Annotated in this window: 14 protein-coding genes; all 14 read right to left on the bottom strand. The window is 58.8% G+C overall.

Going from position 1 to position 18,291, the window contains the following annotated elements; genetic code table 11:
• Positions 1–13: 13 nt before the first annotated feature.
• A complete protein-coding gene (locus tag KDN35_RS15805; protein WP_171566590.1) occupies positions 14–1,729 on the bottom strand; it encodes a CotH kinase family protein in 1,716 nt (571 codons plus the stop codon).
• A 22-nt stretch (positions 1,730–1,751) separates the two neighbouring features.
• Positions 1,752–3,167: an exopolysaccharide Pel transporter PelG gene (gene pelG, locus KDN35_RS15800; RefSeq protein WP_171566589.1), complete on the bottom strand. Its 1,416-nt coding sequence runs from the start codon at positions 3,165–3,167 to the stop codon at positions 1,752–1,754.
• Positions 3,143–4,594 (bottom strand): GT4 family glycosyltransferase PelF, encoded by a 1,452-nt coding sequence (gene pelF / locus KDN35_RS15795; RefSeq protein WP_171566588.1) that lies wholly within the window; start codon positions 4,592–4,594, stop codon positions 3,143–3,145. The genes pelG and pelF overlap by 25 nt, the downstream gene beginning before the upstream one ends.
• Positions 4,591–6,426, bottom strand: a complete 1,836-nt coding sequence (locus KDN35_RS15790) for a DUF2194 domain-containing protein (protein ID WP_171566587.1) — start codon at positions 6,424–6,426, stop codon at positions 4,591–4,593. The genes pelF and KDN35_RS15790 overlap by 4 nt, the downstream gene beginning before the upstream one ends.
• Complete coding sequence (locus KDN35_RS15785) at positions 6,423–7,313, bottom strand: hypothetical protein (RefSeq protein WP_171566586.1); 891 nt, start codon at positions 7,311–7,313, stop codon at positions 6,423–6,425. Before KDN35_RS15785 ends, KDN35_RS15790 begins: the two co-directional genes overlap by 4 nt.
• The gene (locus KDN35_RS15780) at positions 7,306–9,480 is read right to left on the bottom strand and encodes an NAD-dependent epimerase/dehydratase family protein (protein WP_212133199.1); all 2,175 of its coding nucleotides are present in this window, start codon (positions 9,478–9,480) and stop codon (positions 7,306–7,308) included. The genes KDN35_RS15785 and KDN35_RS15780 overlap by 8 nt, the downstream gene beginning before the upstream one ends.
• Positions 9,481–9,959: 479 nt before the next feature.
• On the bottom strand, positions 9,960–10,325 hold the full coding sequence (locus KDN35_RS15775) for a response regulator (RefSeq protein WP_212133198.1): 366 nt from the start codon (positions 10,323–10,325) through the stop codon (positions 9,960–9,962).
• A 127-nt stretch (positions 10,326–10,452) separates the two neighbouring features.
• On the bottom strand, positions 10,453–11,571 hold the full coding sequence (locus tag KDN35_RS15770; RefSeq protein ID WP_249179143.1) for a response regulator: 1,119 nt from the start codon (positions 11,569–11,571) through the stop codon (positions 10,453–10,455).
• A 159-nt stretch (positions 11,572–11,730) separates the two neighbouring features.
• Positions 11,731–12,213 (bottom strand): ferritin-like domain-containing protein, encoded by a 483-nt coding sequence (locus KDN35_RS15765; RefSeq protein ID WP_212133196.1) that lies wholly within the window; start codon positions 12,211–12,213, stop codon positions 11,731–11,733.
• Between the two features lie 161 nt (positions 12,214–12,374).
• A complete protein-coding gene (gene manA / locus KDN35_RS15760) occupies positions 12,375–13,328 on the bottom strand; it encodes a mannose-6-phosphate isomerase, class I (RefSeq protein WP_249179142.1) in 954 nt (317 codons plus the stop codon).
• 126 nt (positions 13,329–13,454) lie between these two features.
• A complete protein-coding gene (locus KDN35_RS15755) occupies positions 13,455–14,876 on the bottom strand; it encodes a phosphomannomutase/phosphoglucomutase (RefSeq protein WP_212133195.1) in 1,422 nt (473 codons plus the stop codon).
• 5 nt (positions 14,877–14,881) lie between these two features.
• Positions 14,882–15,910 (bottom strand): glycoside hydrolase family protein, encoded by a 1,029-nt coding sequence (locus tag KDN35_RS15750; protein ID WP_230077819.1) that lies wholly within the window; start codon positions 15,908–15,910, stop codon positions 14,882–14,884.
• 19 nt (positions 15,911–15,929) lie between these two features.
• Complete coding sequence (locus KDN35_RS15745; RefSeq protein WP_212133193.1) at positions 15,930–17,126, bottom strand: glycosyltransferase family 4 protein; 1,197 nt, start codon at positions 17,124–17,126, stop codon at positions 15,930–15,932.
• A complete protein-coding gene (locus tag KDN35_RS15740; RefSeq protein ID WP_171566578.1) occupies positions 17,123–18,166 on the bottom strand; it encodes a nucleotidyltransferase family protein in 1,044 nt (347 codons plus the stop codon). The genes KDN35_RS15745 and KDN35_RS15740 overlap by 4 nt, the downstream gene beginning before the upstream one ends.
• Positions 18,167–18,291: the final 125 nt, after the last annotated feature.

Raw genomic sequence — 18,291 nt, 5'->3', positions numbered from 1 at the left:
GGCTCCCCTCCCGTCATTTCACGTAAAAGTCGCGGACGCCGTTATAGACGTTGCCGTTCTCGTCAAAGAACTTGTCAAAGGCCGTCATCACGTGCCCCTTCGCGTCCTTCACCGTGACTCGCCAAAAGTAACGGCCCTTGCCGATGCCGTTCAGCACGAGCGAGGTTCCCTTCAACCCGTCGCGATCCACCAACGGGCGGGCAAACGACGGCTCTTTCGCCAACTGGAAGCGGTAGGTCAGCTCATCGCCCTGCAGGTCGTACGACATCCCCCAGCGAAACGTCAGCGTTCCGTTCGCCTGCTCCACATCTGCCAGATAATACGGCATCGGTGCCTGCAAGCTGGCGATGAATGCCTGCTCATTCTTCACGGGCATTTGGATGATCCGCTCCAGCTCCTGCTCGTACAACTCCACCCGCCCCGGCAGGTAGCGGATGTCCGGTTCGCGTCTGACGAAAGCGGACACGACCGGTTTGTACGTCTCGATCATGCGCCGCGAGTTTTCCGGATTGATGATGGTGCGAAGTTGGCGCACTTTGGCCACAAGCTGCTCGACGTTTTGCGGATTTTTAAAAAACCGGTTGGCCAGCACGCTGCCCCAATAGTTATGAATCCCCCGCTCCCACAATGCGCGCTCATTGGGATTACCGGCCGGGCTGCCGTAAAAATCAAACGCCGCGTCGTAATCCCATGGGAGGAAATACCATTTTTCCGCGTTCAGCGGAGAATAGAGGAAAAAGTTTTGTGTCATCGTGTCAACATTGTCCATCAGGATGTTGGCCGCCATCCAGGTCAGGAAGTTGTCGCGGTCGAAATGGCGGTCAAAGACTTCGTCGAAATCCTTGGTCATGTCATTCACATCATCCAGCATGCGCAGCAGTTTGGCATGGTCATGGGAACCGTTGATTTCCAGGACGGACTCGAAAGCCTGTTTGTCGTACGTGGGATCGTCCGCCATTTTCAACTTGTCGGGATAGCGGAAAAACTCAAAGTTGGTAGCCTTGTACAGATGGCCGTAGGGGTCCAGCCCGTGCGTCCGGAGAAACGACTTGTTGGGCTGTTCAATCTGGGTGTACAGGCCGTAATCCTCAAACGGCGCCTGCGCCCGCCCGCTGGTGAGATCCCTGACATGCAGGTGAACGAACTGGGTGCGCAGGCTGGTGATGTCCGGCAGCTGCTTGAAGTAGTCAAAGCTCAGTTTGTTGCGCAGCCGGGAAAAATCGTACACGTGCTTGTTCAGGTTGATGGTCCGCTGATCCCGCCAGTAGCCGGCATTGTCAAAGAGCCTGATCTTGTACGACTTCTGCATCGCCTTGATCGACGACTTGCCCCGAAGGGTGATGGAAGCGTTGGGCTCGTTCGTTCCGTAACCAAACATCCCCTTTTGTGGTCCCTGATCCGTCCCTTCCTGCACGATGACGTTCAGTTTTCGCTCGACCGTGTTGTCGTTCTCGTTGGCGATGCGGTTCAACTCCGCCCAGGTCATCGGCCGCTCGGCGCTGAGGTTGTCATCCGTCACGGTAATGTACAGGTGTACGACGCTTCCCGGCTGATCCTTATCGTAGACCAGCCGATTTTCCTGCAATTTGGGCGCGTACTCCACGGCAGGCGGCACGACCGGCCCCTCCACCTGCGGCTGGCTGACATCTGCGTCCGGCGCACAACCGCCAGCTGCGACGCTTATCGCCAGCAAGACAGCCAGCCACCCGCTTCTCCATATCTGTTTCATTCCATTTTTTCCTCCTCCATTGTCACCCTGCCCTGCCGCGCATCCGGTCTTGCTCCCGCGATGCCAGCGGCTGTGCGCTGAACGTCGCGTAGTGCAGCCGGCGCAGCCGGTATATCAGCCTGCTCAGAGTGGCGATGAGGACGGGAAACGAGGCGGCAAACAGGGACAGCCCCTGGTATTCGATGTCGCGCAGGGCCCAGGCAGCTGCTATGTTGGCCGCCAAAAAGATCGCCGAGAGCGCCAGCGCTCCCTTTCGATCATCAAAGTAGAGCAACAGCAACAGCGAAACACTGGTCATGATGTACGTGTAAAAGGACATAACCAAAATGTTGAAGGTATCCACCTGTTGGGCGGTAAAACCGATGTAGGGCAGATACAGGATGCCGCAGGCTACAGCCACCAGCGAAAAGACGAGTTGAATCCCCATCAGCTTGGCCATCTCGCCGATCAGCACCTGTTCCATCTCGCGGCGGGCGCGGTCGATCTCGATAATGCTTCCCTGTCCAAGAATCGCGTCGTAATACTGGCGATACTTCGGGTAAAATGCCGTCTCCACCGACACCACGAACCAGACCAGCGTCGGCAGCACGGAGAGGACGGCGTAGTAGACGGCCACATCGTATTCCGGAGCAAGCAGAAACGTCCCCTCCAGCCACTCGCCGTGAAACACCCACTGGGCAAACTGATGCGCATACATCGAGAAGGCGGTGAACAGGCCGATCGCCAACAGGGAGGGATACTGGCGCAGATACGAGACCAATCCATTCGGATACAGCGGCTTGGGTGTGCGAAAGAAACGCTCAATCTCCCACAGCAGTACCGATGCCGTGACAAAAAATCCGCCGGCCAATCCGGCAAACAGCCCCCACGCTGCCAGATGCTCCCCTTCCAGACGAACGTACAGCCAGACCGCAATCATCGCCAGCAGCATGCCTGCGAAAAATGCCCCGGCAATCCGGCGGTACGCTTTCATCGCCGACACGTACACCACGCCCATCCAGATGACAATCAGCTCCATGTACATCACAACCAACACCAGCTTCTCCGCCAGCTCCAGCGGCGCCAGCAGGAGAAAAGCCGCAGCGGGCACCGCAGCGCTGCCCAGCGCCAGCTGCAGGCTTCTATAAAACGTCGGCAGCAGTTCGTCGTAGCGTTTATCGTAGAGCTGGTCGGACGCAAGCCGGGTAAACAGCATGGAGAACGGAGCCGCGACGATAAACGAAAAGGCAAAGACGTACGCTGTTCCCGCCTGAAACAGCAGCCGGGCCCGATACGGCGCCATTTCTGTGACGAGCAGCCAATGGACGGCCGCGACCGCCGCCATACAGCTCAGAATCGGCCCCACCGTCACCAGCGAAGCGTACGAGATGGCCTGCACGCGGCCAAACAGGCCTTCACGGTCAAACAGCCGCTTTAGCTGGAAGCCGATACCTGCCATGTCTTCTCCTCCTTTCCGAGCGAGGCGTACAGCGATTCGTAACGGGAAATGAACTGCTCGTGGGTATACGCCGACAGGACGCGGCGCCGTCCGTTTTCTCCCATTTCCCGGCGCAGCGATTCGCTATTGCACAAGGTGATGATGGCGCGGGCAATCTCTTTGTCGTCCAGCACCGGCACGACCAGCCCGGCGCGGCCTTCCACCCCGCCCGCCTCGCTGCCGTAGAGCAGTTCCCGACAGCTTCCGACGTCGGTCGCCACGACCGGTTTGGCCGCCGCCATCGCTTCCAGAACGGCCAGCGGCTGCCCTTCGCTGATGCTGGTAAGCACGACCACGTCCAGCTTGCCGATGCGAGTCTTGACGTCGACGCTGCCCGTGAATGTGAGATCCCGCACGCCCAGCATTTCCGCCAGTTCCACGCATTCGCGGTAGTAGTCCGGGTCCTCGTCGTACGGCCCCATGATGCTAAACCTGGCTTGCGGCACTTCCCGCTTGACCACAGCGAAGCTCTGGATCATCGTCCGGATGTCCTTGATCGGCACCACTCGCACGATGGCACCGATGTGAACGGCCGGGTCGTCCGCCGTTTTTCGCGGCAGGTCGACGTATTCGTCCGCCTTGATGCCGTTGGGGATAATCGCGATTTTTGACTCAGGGCAGCCCAGCTCGATCTCGATCTCCCGGTTTCGGTTGAACAGCGTCACCACCTGGTCGGCATACTGGTAGGCGCAGCGGGCCAGACCGTAAAAATAGCGAATCCACAAGTCTTTGAAATACCCTTTGACCCAGTCCGCCTTGATGATCTCCTCCTCCCGCTCGCGGGAATAGATGCCGTGCTCGGTCAAAAGCATCGGACGGCCGTAGCGGTGCTTGCCCAGACTGGCGATGACACCGGCGTACCCGGTCGAGACGGCGTGGTACAGGTCCGCCTCGGGAAGCGGGTGGCGAAGCAGCTGCATCAGCGGCAGCAGCATGGAACGGACCGTCCAGAACAACTCCCGAAACGGAAGCTGCTCGTACCGCTGTCGTGCCACATCGCTCAACAGATCAAAGTAATCCTGGCTCATCAAAAATTCCGTGGACGCATCCCAGCGCCCGCCGCACAGCAGCTGAAACAGTGTCTCCCAGTCGGTATCCCGCTCGCCGACAATCAGCCCCTGCAAGGCGTCCCGTTCTTTGCCGCTCAGTTCAATCCGGCGGCCCCAGCGGCCTTCTTCCTGCAAAAAGGTGTCGAGAAACACTTCACGAACCTCGCATACATTGTCGGGCGGCCGGTAGGAGAATCTCCCCCTGTTTCGCTCCTCCGCTCCGATGGCAAATATGACAAACTCGTGCTGGGGCATGGAGTTGATCAGGTCATGAATCCAACTGGACACCCCGCCGGTCACATACGGATAGGAACCTTCCGCAACAATACAAATTTTCATGGTTTATCCGTCCAATCAATTGAAAAGATTTCTTGATCGGCGCGCACCAGAAATGCGCCCTGATCGATGCGCCGCACTTCGCACTGCTTCGTGCGCACGATGTTTCGGTCGGTCCGCAGCAGAAAGTACTGCGGGCCGGAAAAGCCGTTGATGTAGCCGGTTAGGCCATCTGGACGCCGTTCAAACACAGGCTGGCTCACTAGCGTACGCCTTGCCTCAGCGCTCGCCTCTGCCGAGGTCATGGGCCGCAGCCAACCGTATTTGTCCTGCACCAGTTCCAGGAACTCATCCAGGCGCGTGTACAGATCGCGCCAGCTTTCTTTGCCGCCCCGTTCCTCATCAATCACGTCGTCCGGGTGAACAAAGTGGGAAAAGATGCCATGAGCGGTGACTGCGTTGGCCATCGCCCAGCGGTCGTACTCATCGATCAAGTGCCCGGACGTCACGCGCGGCAGCTCCACCAAGCCGTCGGGAGCCAGTTTGTATTCCTGCACATAGGAGATATCCTGGTGGTCTTCGATGTAGAGGGACGAGATGTTGTCAAGGTCGGGCAACGCCTGTTTCAGCACCTGCCGCCCCGCACCATCCAGTGCGTTGGACGGCGGCACGTAGGTACGCAGCGGGTAGTGGGGAAAGACAGACTCGACGTACTGCCGCAAGGAGCGAAGCGAGTCCTTCATCTCCTGCTGGCTCGACCACACGTTGTAGCCAAACGCCCGCGACAACCGCGGAATGGTGGTCAGCGACTGATGGTTGTAGCCGTGGATGCCGATTTCTCCCCCTTCCTTCAGCAGTTCGCGCCCGTACATCACCAGGCTGGAGACGTCCGCTTCGTTCTCCCAGTCAAACGGCGGGGTAACCCGGTCGCTGTAAGTGACGATGAGCGCCCCTGTGTACTTCAGATCGTGCCTGCGCGCCAGCCGGATCATGTCCGGCCACCACACTTTCTTGAAAAATTGCGGCAAATCCATCCGGTAGTCCCGGTCGATGATGGGATGGGTTCCCTGGGGGAACGGGGCGGGAAAGTCGTCGAGAAACATCAGTTTGGCGTTGAGCACCGGATAGATCAGGTCGGGCAGCAGCACGCCGATGGCGCCCGCAAACAGTCCGCGGTTGATCTTCTCCTGCAGCAGCACGCTGTTGAACACAATGTAGGCTCCCTTTTCATACGGCGCCTCCCACAACAGCGGCACATGTTCCCCCGCCGAGACGTGAACGCGGCTGCGCTGTCCCAGCTTGACGCGCAGCACGTGATTCTGCAGGCCGGGATCGCGAAACACGCTGTCGGCAAACCCGAGCAGCACGTTGGTGTGGAGGTGAATCTCGCTGGTATCCACGTACGTGCCGATCTCAACGATATCCAGCCGGCGGTACATGGCGGAAAACGCCTCGTTGTTGTCCGGCTCGATCGCCAGCAATACGCGGCCGCCCCGCGCCACGTAGCCGTTCAGCCATTCCGATCCGGCAAGCCGCGTCAAATCGGACACGGTCACAATCACGCCATCGGGCGCTGGAACAGGCACGGCGCTTCCCACAGGCAACCGCTCAAACTGCTTTTTCATCCCGATCAGGAGTTGTTCCGCCTGATACGCCACCTTTTGGCTCATCGCGTCATTCGGGTCTGCCAGGATGACCAGCCGTTCCTGATCGATGCGGGCCAGCTCCGCAGGCGTCAGCGCGTTGCGGGCCGCGGCCTTGGCACTAAGTCCGTCGTTGAACCCATTCCAGCGCATCACCAGCGTTGAACGGGACATCTGCATCAACAGCGTCAGCAGGAGTACGAAGACGAGCAGCACAATCATGCGTCTGAGCGATTTTGTCCTGATTATCATACGAAATCCCTGCTCCAGTACCGGATAATCTGCAAAGTCGGATACGACACGGTGATGGACGATTCTTTCAGCCTGTTCAGCGTCTCGTGAAACTTCATGACGGCCCGCAGCGAGTAATACAGTTTCAGCGCCGTGTAATAAGCCATCTCCGATTGCGGATAAGCCTGGAGAAACCGCTCGCAGGCTGCTTCTGCCCTGTCGTAGCGGCGCAGGAGAAGTTCGCATTCCACCTTGTCGGCAAACGCCTCTTCCCCGCAGTCCTCACGTCGGATCAAACGCTCCAGTACATCCGCCTGCTGCAGGCGGTAGGTGCGCTCCATCTCGGCATCCATCAGCCCGCTGCCGATATACCGCTTCAACGCGTTGGCATACCCGGCCAACACGGTCGGATCATCAGGGGAACGCTCCCGTTCGACCGACCACCGCTGCAGTTCGGCCATCATCCCCCGTTTCATTTCCACAATGGCGGTGACGGCGTAGTGGGCGGTTTCACTGTCATCGTTTCGGGCGGCCTTGGCGAGGTAGCTGACGAGGTCCAGCGTTTCCTCCTTGAGAGCGTCCATCACGATCCGGCGGCGGGTGGTGTGATCATTGAGCACCAGTGCCTCTTCAATCGGCACAATCGACGTCTCCTTCTCCAGATCCACTTTGACCAGGACGCCTCCCGAATCCGCCTTCAGTCCCACCACGTCGGCGAATCGGTCCGGATTGGCGGACGCACTCTTGGCCCCCGCCCTGCTGGCGACCAACACCAGCGGCAACCCGGCAAACGGGAGCAGGCAGGCCAGCGCTGCCCTGCCGCCGCGCATCGGTTCCCGGCGGCGAAACAGGATCACCAGATACACCGCCGTCAGCACGTAATAAGCCGCAATTGCTCCGTTAAGCATAGACCGTATCCTCGCTCACCAGGCGCGTTGCCACGCCGTATTTTTGCAGCCGCTCCATTGCCGCCCCGGCCTCTTCCGGCCCAGAGTTGGACAGGAGCAGCACCAGCTGTCCCCGCAACAGCCCGATATAATCCGTGTCGCGCAGCAGGTGGGCAAGACGCGCAGCCGTTTCCTTGAAGCCGTTTTCGGAGGTTTCCACGTGCAGCAAGGTGTACGCGGCCTGGTACCGTTTCTTGGCCGCCTGTTTGCTGCGCAACACTTCCAAAAAGGCTCCCTCCTGCAAAATCGGGGTCTCCTCCACGAAGCGTTCGCTGCGCGTGGCGGCCACGTAGATAAAGGCACGGGAGAGCGAGCGGGAAATCATGTCTACGGCAATCCGAAACAGGTTTTCGTGGTACAGGGTAAACTGTTCAAACCCCTGCTCGTGCACGCAGACCAGCGCGACCGTCTCTCCCTGGTGAACCACCGGCGCTGCCAGCATCGGCAGCTCCGGCACCAGATTTTTGTTCACCCACAAGCGCTGCGACGTGACGACCTCGGAGAGTTCCGGCACGTCTCTCAGGTGCAGCGAACGGGGGGCGCGCAGTTCGTCGTCGTTGGACTGCAACAGCAGCCGCAAGTAGCCGGTCGCCGATACGGCATAGATCGAGATTTTCCTGGACTCCATCAGGTCTTCCATCACATTCACCGCTGCGCTGACAACCTGCTCCGGCTCCAGGCTCTCCAGTTCGGTCACGAGCGCATGGATGCGGCCCAGGCTGTCCCTGTTGGTCAGCACCTGCCGCTGCAGGGACTCCTTGACGCTGCGCGTGTCCTTGTACACGTCCATCAGCAGCTTATACCGCTGCGCTTCCACCGCCAGCTCGTTTTTGGCAAACGCCAGCTCTTTTTTGTATTTGTCCCGCACAAACCCGACCGACAGGCCGAAAAACAGGTAGACTGCGGCGACAAACAGCGTTTCCGGGTCAAACAACAGCGAGCCCCAGGCGCGCCCGTTGGCCAGGTTGTCGGCCACATACAGGCTGATCACCGCCGCAGCGGAGAGAAACGACTGGCGCGAGCCGTAGAGCAGCCCGATCAGCAGAATGTACAACAGCCGAAAATCAATGCCATATTCGTATAAAAGACCGCTCTGGTCGCGGGACAGCAGGACGACTGCGGCAAAGGCCAGCCCGTTTTCCACATACGGCCGGACGATCCGCCACCATCTGGACGTCTCTCTTGCGGGTGCTGCCTCTTCACGGGCCGCAACCGCCTCCTGCCGCAGCATCCATTCGTAGGTTTTGGCAATCCCCTCCTGCAGCGAATAGAGCGGCACCCAGTCCAGGTCGTGCTTCAGCCGGCTGTTGTCCAGCAAGGAGCGGGTGATCTCGCCCGGCCTGCTGTCGAGGTACTGGACATCATTTACCGGAACCAGCGTTCGGACCAGCTCGATCAGCTCGTTCACACTGGTTTCCACGCCCGTCGACACGTTGTAGATGCCCGTCACATTGCTCGTGGCGCCGCGGTAAATGGCATCGGCCACATCGTCGACGTAGATGAAATCGCGCGTCTGCGTTCCGTCGCCAAAGACATACAGCGGTTTGCCTTCCCGTGCCTGGTTCAGAAAGGCGGAAATGACGCTCCCTTCCCCCGAGCTGCTCTGACGGGGGCCGTATACGTTGGAGAAGCGCAGGCACAAGGTATCGAGCTTGTACAACTCCTGCCATTTCTCGCAGTACATCTCTCCCAGCCGCTTGTTCATCCCGTACGGCGACAGCGGATGGCAGGCTGTCTCTTCACGGATCGGAAGCTGGGCGGTATCGCCGTAGACGGCCGCGGACGAAGCGAAAATAAACTTTTTGACGCCGTGCAGCCGCGCGCAATTCAGCATGTTGAGCAGCCCGAGGATGTTCGCCTCCGCATCGTGGCAGGGGCGTTCCAGTGAGTCCATGACGCTCGTATGGGCCGCCAGGTGAACCACGACGTCGAATCCCACGCTGCGAAATACTTCTTCGCAGGCCCGGTCATCCACGCTGTAGATGTACGCTTTGTGGGGGACGGTCACGCGTTCCCGCCTGCCCGTAGACAGGTTGTCGATAATGTACACCCGATGACCCTCTTTGTGAAAACGTTCGACCACCGAGGACCCGATGAAGCCATATCCTCCCGTTACGAGAACGTTCACGCACAGACACCTCCAATAGACAATCGACAACAATTGACAATTACGTTCGTTTTATTCGGAATTCCCATTCACTTTGGGACATAAGACCTTGAACAAGTACGAAAACCTAGATCATTTGATTCATTCGTTGCATTCCTGCTTGTGCTGTCGTGTCTGCTCACGCAGGCCGCAGACGCCTCGTCTCCGACTGCTGCCGCTGCAGATGCGCCTAGTCTGCCGGCTGTTGGTCTGCTTTGATATTTCAACGAGCGTTAAGCAGGTATGAGGTGAATACAGGGCGGTCGGGACGAGGAAAATTTCCATACATAGCCAATGAATAGGACTATTATACTATGGCGATCAACCATCTTGCCACGTATGATTATCGAGTTTTTTCGCGCGGAGGCTTTTCATCCGCTCGCTGCCGGGCGATCACTTGTGCGTGGTTCCCGAAACCGTTCGCGGCTTGCCGGCTCTGCTCGGTACTTTTCTCCTATCTGTTATCCGATTTCTTTGAGGTGTTGAATGGCCCATGCCACCCGGTCTTTCTGCAGCGGTTTGGCCAGAAAGTCGGACGCGCCCGCGTCGATCGTCCGCATGATGGCATCCCGCTGCACAACGGCTGAACAGACGATGATCTTGGCCTTTCCGTCGATTTTCCTGATCTTTTTCACCACCGCCAATTCGTCCATGGCGGGTGTAGATACATCCACGGCGACCAGGTCGGGACGGAACAGCATAAATTGTTTGACCGCCTCCTCTCCCGACTCCGTCTCCACCACCACCTTCAGCCCGAGCGATTCGAGCATGTCGCGAAGGATTCCCCTGGTCAACGCCGTGTCATCGACAATCATGGTCGTTTTCACTGGTACTCCCCATTTCTTCTGTCCTGGTGCCGCACTAGTATATTCCCTCCTTCTTACCATATTTCGCCGCTCGCAAAGTATGACATGACGCACATGACTTTCGAGCCAATCCGGGGCCGAGAAGAGACTACCTGCTTTGCGTTTTCTTCCAACGCAGATACCACTCCCGAACGGCCTTGTGGGGGGCGACGCCGTACTCTTCGCTCAACATCCTGTTCAGGTTCATGTACTCTCTCACCACGGCATTGCGGTCGCCTAGTCTGTCATACAGCTTCATCAGCTTTACGTACGTCTCTTCCACATGCGGGTGAAAGCGCTGGATGCGGTGATAGACGGCCAGCGCTCGGGCGTATTCGCCAACAGACTCCAGATAGCCGGCTACATGATTCGCGTGGTAAAACCAGTGCGTCCGCAGCCGCTGCCGCTCGCTTTCCGCCCATATGTAGTCGTAGTCGTCCAGGTAATCTCCACGGTACAATTCAAGCAAGCGCAAGTGTTCGGACAGTCTTTCCCGCGTAACGGGGGACCACATCCTTATGCCGCGCTCCCATTCATCCACATCCACCCTGACGTGTTTCATGTCCAGCAGATAGCCGTCGTCGCAGTTGCTGATGTGAATGCCGATGTTGAGCTCTTTCAATGTTTTTCTGATCTGGTAGATGGTTGTGTACAGCCGGGCAAAACCTTTTTTGTGGTCCGCATCCGGCCAGAACAATTCCAGCAGCGCATCTTTGCGAACGGGCTGGCCCCGCCGATGAACCAGGTACGCAAACAGTTCCTGCGCTTTTGCCGTCCGCCAGCGGATGGGTTCCGGTCCGCGCGGCGGAATCTCGATCTGCAGGGACTGAAAGCAGCGGATCATGATGGCTTGTCCTGCGAGCGAAACGACGTGCGTCTCATACCGCCTGTCAATCAGCCGCTGCACCGTTTTGATCAGGCGGTCGCGCTGAACCGGTTTTAGCACGTAGTCCAGTGCGTTGAGCTCAAACGCCTTGACCGCGTACTCATCATAGGCCGTTACAAAGACAAGATCCGTTTCAGGCGAGAGTCTGAGCACCTGTTCCGCCGTTTCGATGCCGTTCAACTCGGGCATCTCCACATCTAGAAAGATGACGTCGGGCTTTACCTGCGAAAGCTCATCCAAAGCGCGGCGGGGATTTTGATATCGCCCGACGATTTCCAGACCTCCGCATTCCCGCAGCAGTGTTTCCAGGTGGTACAAAGCCAGAGGTTCATCGTCAACCAATACGGCTTTCAGAGTTTCACACCTCGCTTTTTCAACCCGAATCCGACACAAGCCGCACATTCTATTATCATAGGCATTCGATCTCAACAATTTCTGAACACGATCACGGGCGGCCCGCAAAGACAGGCCGCCCGTTTTCAGCTGGCCTCCGCCAGCCATCTACGACGCTCCCAACTGTGCCAGCATGTTCATCAGCACATTGGATTGCCGCAGCTCGTCTTCTGCTGCTCGGGTGAACCCCCTTCTGATCGCGAGCGTCACCGCCCGATCGGCAATGTCCCGGTACAGATCGGCGGCGGCCAGCTCGTCCCGGATGGCAAATTCCAATCCCCGGGCAAATGATTCCGGTGCCGGCACTTCTTCCCGCCTCACTTGCGGCGCCCGTCCGGTCAACTGCCGGTAGATTGTCGCGAATCGCTGGGAATGCTTGATCCGCTCGTCGCGGATGATGTTCAAAACCGTCCGGATGCTGTCGTTGGGGGCCAGCTCTATCAGCCTGCTGAAATAATTGATGGCCCGCTCTTCACGTTGGGTGGCCCGCAAGATATCGGCGGCCAGCGCCCGATCGCGCGGTTCGCTAAATCCCGGCTGCTGTACGAGCCTGGGCCAGTAGCGGGGAAAAGCTATCGGATAACCATGCATGAGAATCTCCTCCACATGTGTAAAGATGATGTATACCCCAGCTTATGGTTGTGCCCATGAGGTAGTGAACCCAGATGCGCAGGGAATATCGTGGGCTGCCAGAAAAAAATGAAAAAGACCCTTTGCCAGGGTCTTTGCATCGCTCGCGCCATCTGACGCGTTCAGCCCGCTTTTCGCAGCGTGGCCGCCTGTCCCGGCGGGAAGGAGACTATCGCTTCCATGTCGCCCGCCAGTCTGTACCTGCCCAATGTTCTCGGTAACAGCAGGTGATCCCCTTTTTTCACCGTAAGCTCACCGCCGCTCCATTCCAGCAGGGCTGATCCGGCGAGAACGGACACGAGGGAGAACCGGTCCCCGGACTCTTCTTCGCGCGAGCCGTGCAGCGTCCATTTTTCTACCGTGAAAAACGGGCTGTCCAGGTAGTGGTTCACCTGCAGGAAGCGGCTGCCTGCTGTCTTTGCCCGGATCTGTGCCGGCTTGTTCGGCACATTGGTTACCTGCAGCACCTTGTCGATGTGCAGTTCGCGCTTCCGTCCGGACTGGTCGACGCGGTCGTAGTCGTAGGCGCGGTATGTGGCGTCTGAGTTTTGCTGAATTTCCAGGACGACAATGCCTTTGCCCAGCGCGTGGAGCGTGCCGTGCGGAATGTAGAAGAAGTCGCCGGTCCGCACCGGGACTCGCACCAACAGGTCGTCCCAGCGGCTGGCCTTCACCATCTCCGCCAGTTCCTCCCGCGTCCTGGCGGTATGGCCGTACACGATTTCTGCTCCAGGTTCGGCGTGCACGACGTACCAGCATTCCGCCTTTCCCAGTTCGCCGTTCTCATGGACATGGGCAAAGCGGTCGTCGGGATGTACCTGTACGGATAACGAGTCGTTGGCGTCCAACAGTTTCACCAACAGCGGAAAGCGGTCCGGACGCTTCGGCGCAAACCAATCGGGCTGTTCCGCCAGCAGTTCGCTGATCGTCTTTCCGCGATAGACGCCGTTTCTGATCGTGGTTCTGCCTTTCGGGTGATCGGATATGACCCACGCCTCACCCGTCTGCTCACTGGGAATGGGATAGCCGAATAATGTACGCAGGCGATTGCCGCCCCAAATCCGTTGATGATACATCGGTGAAAACAGTAACGGATACGCGTTCATTTTCCTCACTCACCCCGGTTGATCTCAGTATGCAAACAGGCACTACCAGCGAATCACGACAAGATGGTACGGGTACACGAGTCCGCTGTTTCGAGGTTACCAGTCCACCGTCAGCGCGGAATCGGCAAACACAAGAGACTTCTCGATCTCCCGTTTGATCTCGGCCAGCCCTTCCGCCGATTCCGCCTCCGCCCGCAGGACCAAAATCGGCTGCGTGTTGGAGGCGCGGATCAGTCCCCAGCCGTTCGGGAAGATCACCCTCGCGCCGTCCACGTCAATAATCTCGCGCTCGGGCCGGAAATACTGTTTGACCTTGTCCAGGATGGTCCGCTTTTTGCTTTCCTCGCAGGGGACTCTCGTCTCCGGCGTGGCGTGGTAGCGGGGAATGTCGGCAAACAACGCTGACAGCGGCTTGTCGCTGTTGGTCAAGATGCGAAGCAGCCGCCCCGCCGCGTAGAGCGCGTCGTCAAAGCCGAAATACTCGTCCTTGAAGAAGATGTGGCCGGACATTTCACCGGTAAACGGCACGTTCAGCCGTTTCATCGAGGCTTTGATATGGGAATGGCCGGTGCGGTGAAACACGGGCACTCCGCCCAGCTTCTCGATTTCTTCCACCAGTGCCCGCGAGCATTTTACTTCCACCAGCGCCTGGCATCCGGGATGTTTCGGCAGGATCTCCCGCCAGAACAAAATCATCAGCTGATCGCCCCACAGGATATTGCCCTGCTCGTCGACGACACCCAGGCGGTCGCCATCGCCGTCGAAGGCCACCCCGAGGTCGGCTTTTTCCTCGCGCACCTTGCGAATCAAGTCCTGCAGGTTTTTCGGGTCGACCGGATCGGGGTGATGATGAGGGAAATTGGGATCGGATTCACAGTAGAGCGGAACCACTTCGCAGCCCCACTGGACCAGCGCTTTCGGCACGAACGGCGAGGGGGTGCCGTTGCCGCAGTCCGCCACCACCTTCACTTTGCGCGGTCCAAGGACAATTTTTTCCCTGAGCATCGCCAGATAGGGCTGTTCGATGTCCACCCGCTCCACTCCTTCCTGTAGGGAGAAAGGTTGGTGCGGCACGCCTTCCTCGGCGAGCAGCGCGCGCATGGTGTTGTACAGGTCCTGAATCGCCTCGCCGTAGATGGTGGTCTTGTCCATGGCAATTTTAAAGCCGTTCTCGTCACCGGGGTTGTGGCTTGCCGTCACGATCAGCCCGGAAGGAATGTCCAGATGCTCCAGGCTGTAGTAAAACATCGGTGTCGTCACCTCACCGATATCGACGACGCGGATGTCCGAGCGAAGTAGCCCGGCCATCAGAGCGGTTTGCAGCTCCGGCGAGGATTTCCGGTTATCCCTCCCCACGACCGCCTTGTCCAGCCCGGCCGCCTTCAGCTTTCGGCCAAACGCTCTCCCCAGGAGCCAGGCAAACGCCGGATGAATCTCTTTCCCGGCTCTGCCCCTGATGTCGTACTCCCGGAAAACGTGGGACGGGATGTGAATGCCGTGTGCAGCCGTAACGTCCATATGCATCAACCTCCAGTCACCGCATTGTGATAAATCGCTTCCGTCAGCAAGTAGGACAGGGTCGATTCCGCTCCCCGATTCAGATTGGCTCCGTTTGGTGTCAGTCCGTCGCAGCAGCTGCCTTCCGCCGCATCTGCCATCGGCACGGCTCCATCGTTGCCGCCGTAAAACCACGCCCGGCATTTTTCCACTGTTTGCCAGTACATAGGATCAGCCAGTACCGCATGGGCTTCCGCCGAAGCGAGCGCCAGTTTCATTACTTCCAACGGCTGCTGATCCCAGTCGCTACGGGACTGCGGCGTGCACCAGCCCCGGTTGCCGATGGGGCGAATCACGCCGTTTTGTCCGGTCATCCTGGCGATCAGAAAATCGAGACTCTCTTTGGCAATGGACAGCGTCTCCTCCCGCTTCGTCACGCGGCAGGCGGAAAACAGCGCCCACGGCAGCACGCCGTTTCCGTAGGTCATCACCGGTTCGAACCAATGCCAACCTTCTCCGGACGCCTCCCGGTACAGCCGGACCAGCCGTTCTTCAAACAGCTCGATCAGCTCCATGCAGACGGCGGAATTTGCATAACCGCTGCCGTTCCTGAGCAAAAAGCTGCATGCTGCCAGTGCGAAGGCCCACCCGCGCGGAAACTTCATCGCCGTCGCCCGCGGCAGCCCTTTGGCAAGCAGTTGGGAGGCGACAAACCGCCGGCCGCTGTCGGGAAGCGACGCCGATGCGACCGCGCACGCCCACAGCGCACGGCCGAGACAGTCGTCGGACGGCTTCTCCGGTTCCGGCCTGCGGTCGTAGCCGATGTTGTTGTGAAAGCTGCCATCCTCCTGCTGAACCCACAGAAGAAACCCGAGATAGCGGTCGATCAGGCGGTCAAGGGTCGCCAGCAGATCGCGGTCGCCTGTCCGGTTCGCATGCTGCCGCCAAACGGCACACGCCCACAGCGCTCTGGCGTTGTCATCGGTCGTATAGCCCTCCCGGCGGCGCGGGATGTTTCCGAGACAGTGCTCCAACAGTCCGGTGTCATCGGTCATTCTCTCCAGGTGTCGAAAGCTAACGGGAAAGGGCCGCAACGGGTGTCCCCTCCGTCTGTTCAAACGTGCTGCCGGACTGTTTGGAGAGGGTGGCAAACAGGGAAGCGCAGCGCTTGCCGATCTGCGGCCAGTGCATGGCGGAGCCGACGCGGCCGATCTTTGCCTCCCAGTCCCGCCTCAGGCTGTCGTCACGCAAGAGCGACGCGATTTTTTCCGCCCACCGGTCGGGCTCGCCATACGGAATCAGCAGCTCGTCGCAGCCCTCCAGCAAATCCTGGGCATAGCTGTACGGCGTGCTCAACACCGGACGTCCCAGCCCGACGGCATAGGCCAGCGTGCCGCTGGTGATCTGCTCCATTCCCGGGTAAGGGGTGACGTACAAATCGCACGCCGTCAGAAATTGGACCAGTTCCGCTTCGTCCACGTACCGGTCGATCATCACCACATGGCGTTCCAGGCGGTTTCGCCGGATCAGCTCCATCAGCTCCTCCCGGTACGCTTCTCCTTCCCGTTTCTTCACTTCCGGATGGGTTTGGCCGACCACCGCGTAGAGCAGGTTGGGGACATCCTTGACCGCTTGCGGCAGCGCCTCCAAAATCAGTTCCAACCCTTTTCCGCGGCTGAGCAGGCCAAACGTCATCACGACTTTTTTATCCGCCCAGTTCAACCGCTGCCGAACAGCCTCCCGCTGCTGCGGGTCGGGGACGGGGGTGCCGTGCGGGATAAACGCGATTTTCGCTTCCGGAATCCCGAACGACTGCCGCAGATAGCCGACGGCCCGGCGATTCATTACGACGATCCGATCGCTCCGTTCGGCAATCTCCCGCTGAATCGACCGGTACGGTTCCTTAGGCGAGGCAAACACGGTGTGGAAGGTCGTGACCAGCGGTTTTTTCAGCTCGCGTACAAAGTCCAGCACATACGCCCCTGCTTCCCCGCCAAAAATGCCAAACTCATGCTGCAGGGAGACGACCGACACGCCGCTCGCGTTCACTCTCTGCGCCATCGCCCGATACGCCTCCCTGTCGTGTTTGGCAAGCGGCCACAGCGCCTGATCGTTCCCGTACTCCTGTTCATCCCCGTCGGTCATCACGATCACCGGGTCCGCTGCGTTCCACAGGCTCGCCTGTTTCACGTAATGCCGCAGGTGATGGGTATACGTCGCCAGTCCGCACCTTTTCGGAATGTACGTGCTCATGTAAGCCACCTGGATCATCCTTGTCCTCCTCCCGCTGTCCGGTTCATCACCGCTTCATGCAATATGTGGCTGGCTTCCAGCTCCAATCCGTATCCAATGATGCAGTTTTTCAACTGGGCCGCGTCACGCACCTTGCAGCCGTTCCACATGATCGTTTCCGAGCAGCGTACGCCCTTGCCCAGTTCGCAGCCGTCGCCGATCACCGCATACGGTCCAATCACGCTCCGCTCGCCGATTTTTACCCGCCGGCCGATCAGCACCGGCGGCACGATCAGCACGCCTTGGGCGACCTCGCTCTCCTCCCCGATCAGGATGCCCGTGCCGTGTTCTTTTTCTCGCAGCGGCAGGGACAGCTTGCGGTCCAAGAGGTCCCAGTGCACCTGCCGGTAACGGTTTTTCGTCCCCAGATCCATCCAGTAGCCGTCGATCAACGTGCCGTAGACCCCCACGTTCCGTTCGATCAGCAGCGGGAACGTCTCCCGTTCGATCGAAACTTCCCGTCCCTGCGGTATCCACTTCAGCACCTCTTTTTCCATCACGTAGATACCGGCGTTAATCCGGTTGGACGGCGCCGACTCCTTGTCCGGCTTTTCCACGAAGCGGATAATTTCCCCGGTGTCACGCTGTTCCACCACGCCGAACTGCGACGGGTCATCCACCTCGGTCAGCCCGATCGTGACGCCTCCCTTGTGCTTCACGTGGAAGTCCAGCAGCGGGAGCAGCGAGACCTGGTGAACGATGTCCGCATTGACCGCCAAAAAACGGTCGCTCAGCAGTGTTTCCGCGTTTTTGATCGCCCCTGCCGTGCCCAACAGTTTTTTTTCCACGGCGTATTCGATGTTGACGCCCCACGCCTGTCCGTCGCCAAAGTACCGTTGAATCATTTCCGGATAATGCTTGACGGCAATCACAAAATCGACGATTCCCTGCTGTTTGAGGTGAACGATGAGATGCTCCAGCCACGGGCGGTTTCCCACCAAAGCCATTGGTTTTGCCAGATTTTCCGTCAGCGGTCTCAGCCGGGTGCCCAAACCACCCGCCAACAGCAATGCCTTCACGAGTCATCATCCTCCCTTTTTTGAGAAAATAAAAAAGAAGCTTGCACATAAACGAAATCTTTTACCTTCATTTGGAAAAATGAGAAATAAAAAATTTCCATTTATGAACAATCTTCTTTTTTTGT

Origin of the sequence: Brevibacillus sp. NL20B1, assembly GCF_018195675.1 — a bacterium.
GTDB lineage: Bacteria > Bacillota > Bacilli > Brevibacillales > Brevibacillaceae > Brevibacillus > Brevibacillus aydinogluensis.
This window is presented reverse-complemented; position numbering and strand designations above follow the sequence as displayed.

What these genes read in the sequence shown, in the direction of transcription:
- KDN35_RS15805 (WP_171566590.1), bottom strand. Translation starts at nt 1,729, where the DNA reads ATGAAACAGATATGGAGAAGCGGGTGGCTGGCTGTCTTGCTGGCGATA.
- pelG (WP_171566589.1), bottom strand. Translation starts at nt 3,167, where the DNA reads ATGGCAGGTATCGGCTTCCAGCTAAAGCGGCTGTTTGACCGTGAAGGC.
- pelF (WP_171566588.1), bottom strand. Translation starts at nt 4,594, where the DNA reads ATGAAAATTTGTATTGTTGCGGAAGGTTCCTATCCGTATGTGACCGGC.
- KDN35_RS15790 (WP_171566587.1), bottom strand. Translation starts at nt 6,426, where the DNA reads ATGATAATCAGGACAAAATCGCTCAGACGCATGATTGTGCTGCTCGTC.
- KDN35_RS15785 (WP_171566586.1), bottom strand. Translation starts at nt 7,313, where the DNA reads ATGCTTAACGGAGCAATTGCGGCTTATTACGTGCTGACGGCGGTGTAT.
- KDN35_RS15765 (WP_212133196.1), bottom strand. Translation starts at nt 12,213, where the DNA reads ATGCATGGTTATCCGATAGCTTTTCCCCGCTACTGGCCCAGGCTCGTA.
- manA (WP_249179142.1), bottom strand. Translation starts at nt 13,328, where the DNA reads ATGTATCATCAACGGATTTGGGGCGGCAATCGCCTGCGTACATTATTC.
- KDN35_RS15755 (WP_212133195.1), bottom strand. Translation starts at nt 14,876, where the DNA reads ATGGACGTTACGGCTGCACACGGCATTCACATCCCGTCCCACGTTTTC.
- KDN35_RS15750 (WP_230077819.1), bottom strand. Translation starts at nt 15,910, where the DNA reads ATGACCGATGACACCGGACTGTTGGAGCACTGTCTCGGAAACATCCCG.
- KDN35_RS15745 (WP_212133193.1), bottom strand. Translation starts at nt 17,126, where the DNA reads ATGATCCAGGTGGCTTACATGAGCACGTACATTCCGAAAAGGTGCGGA.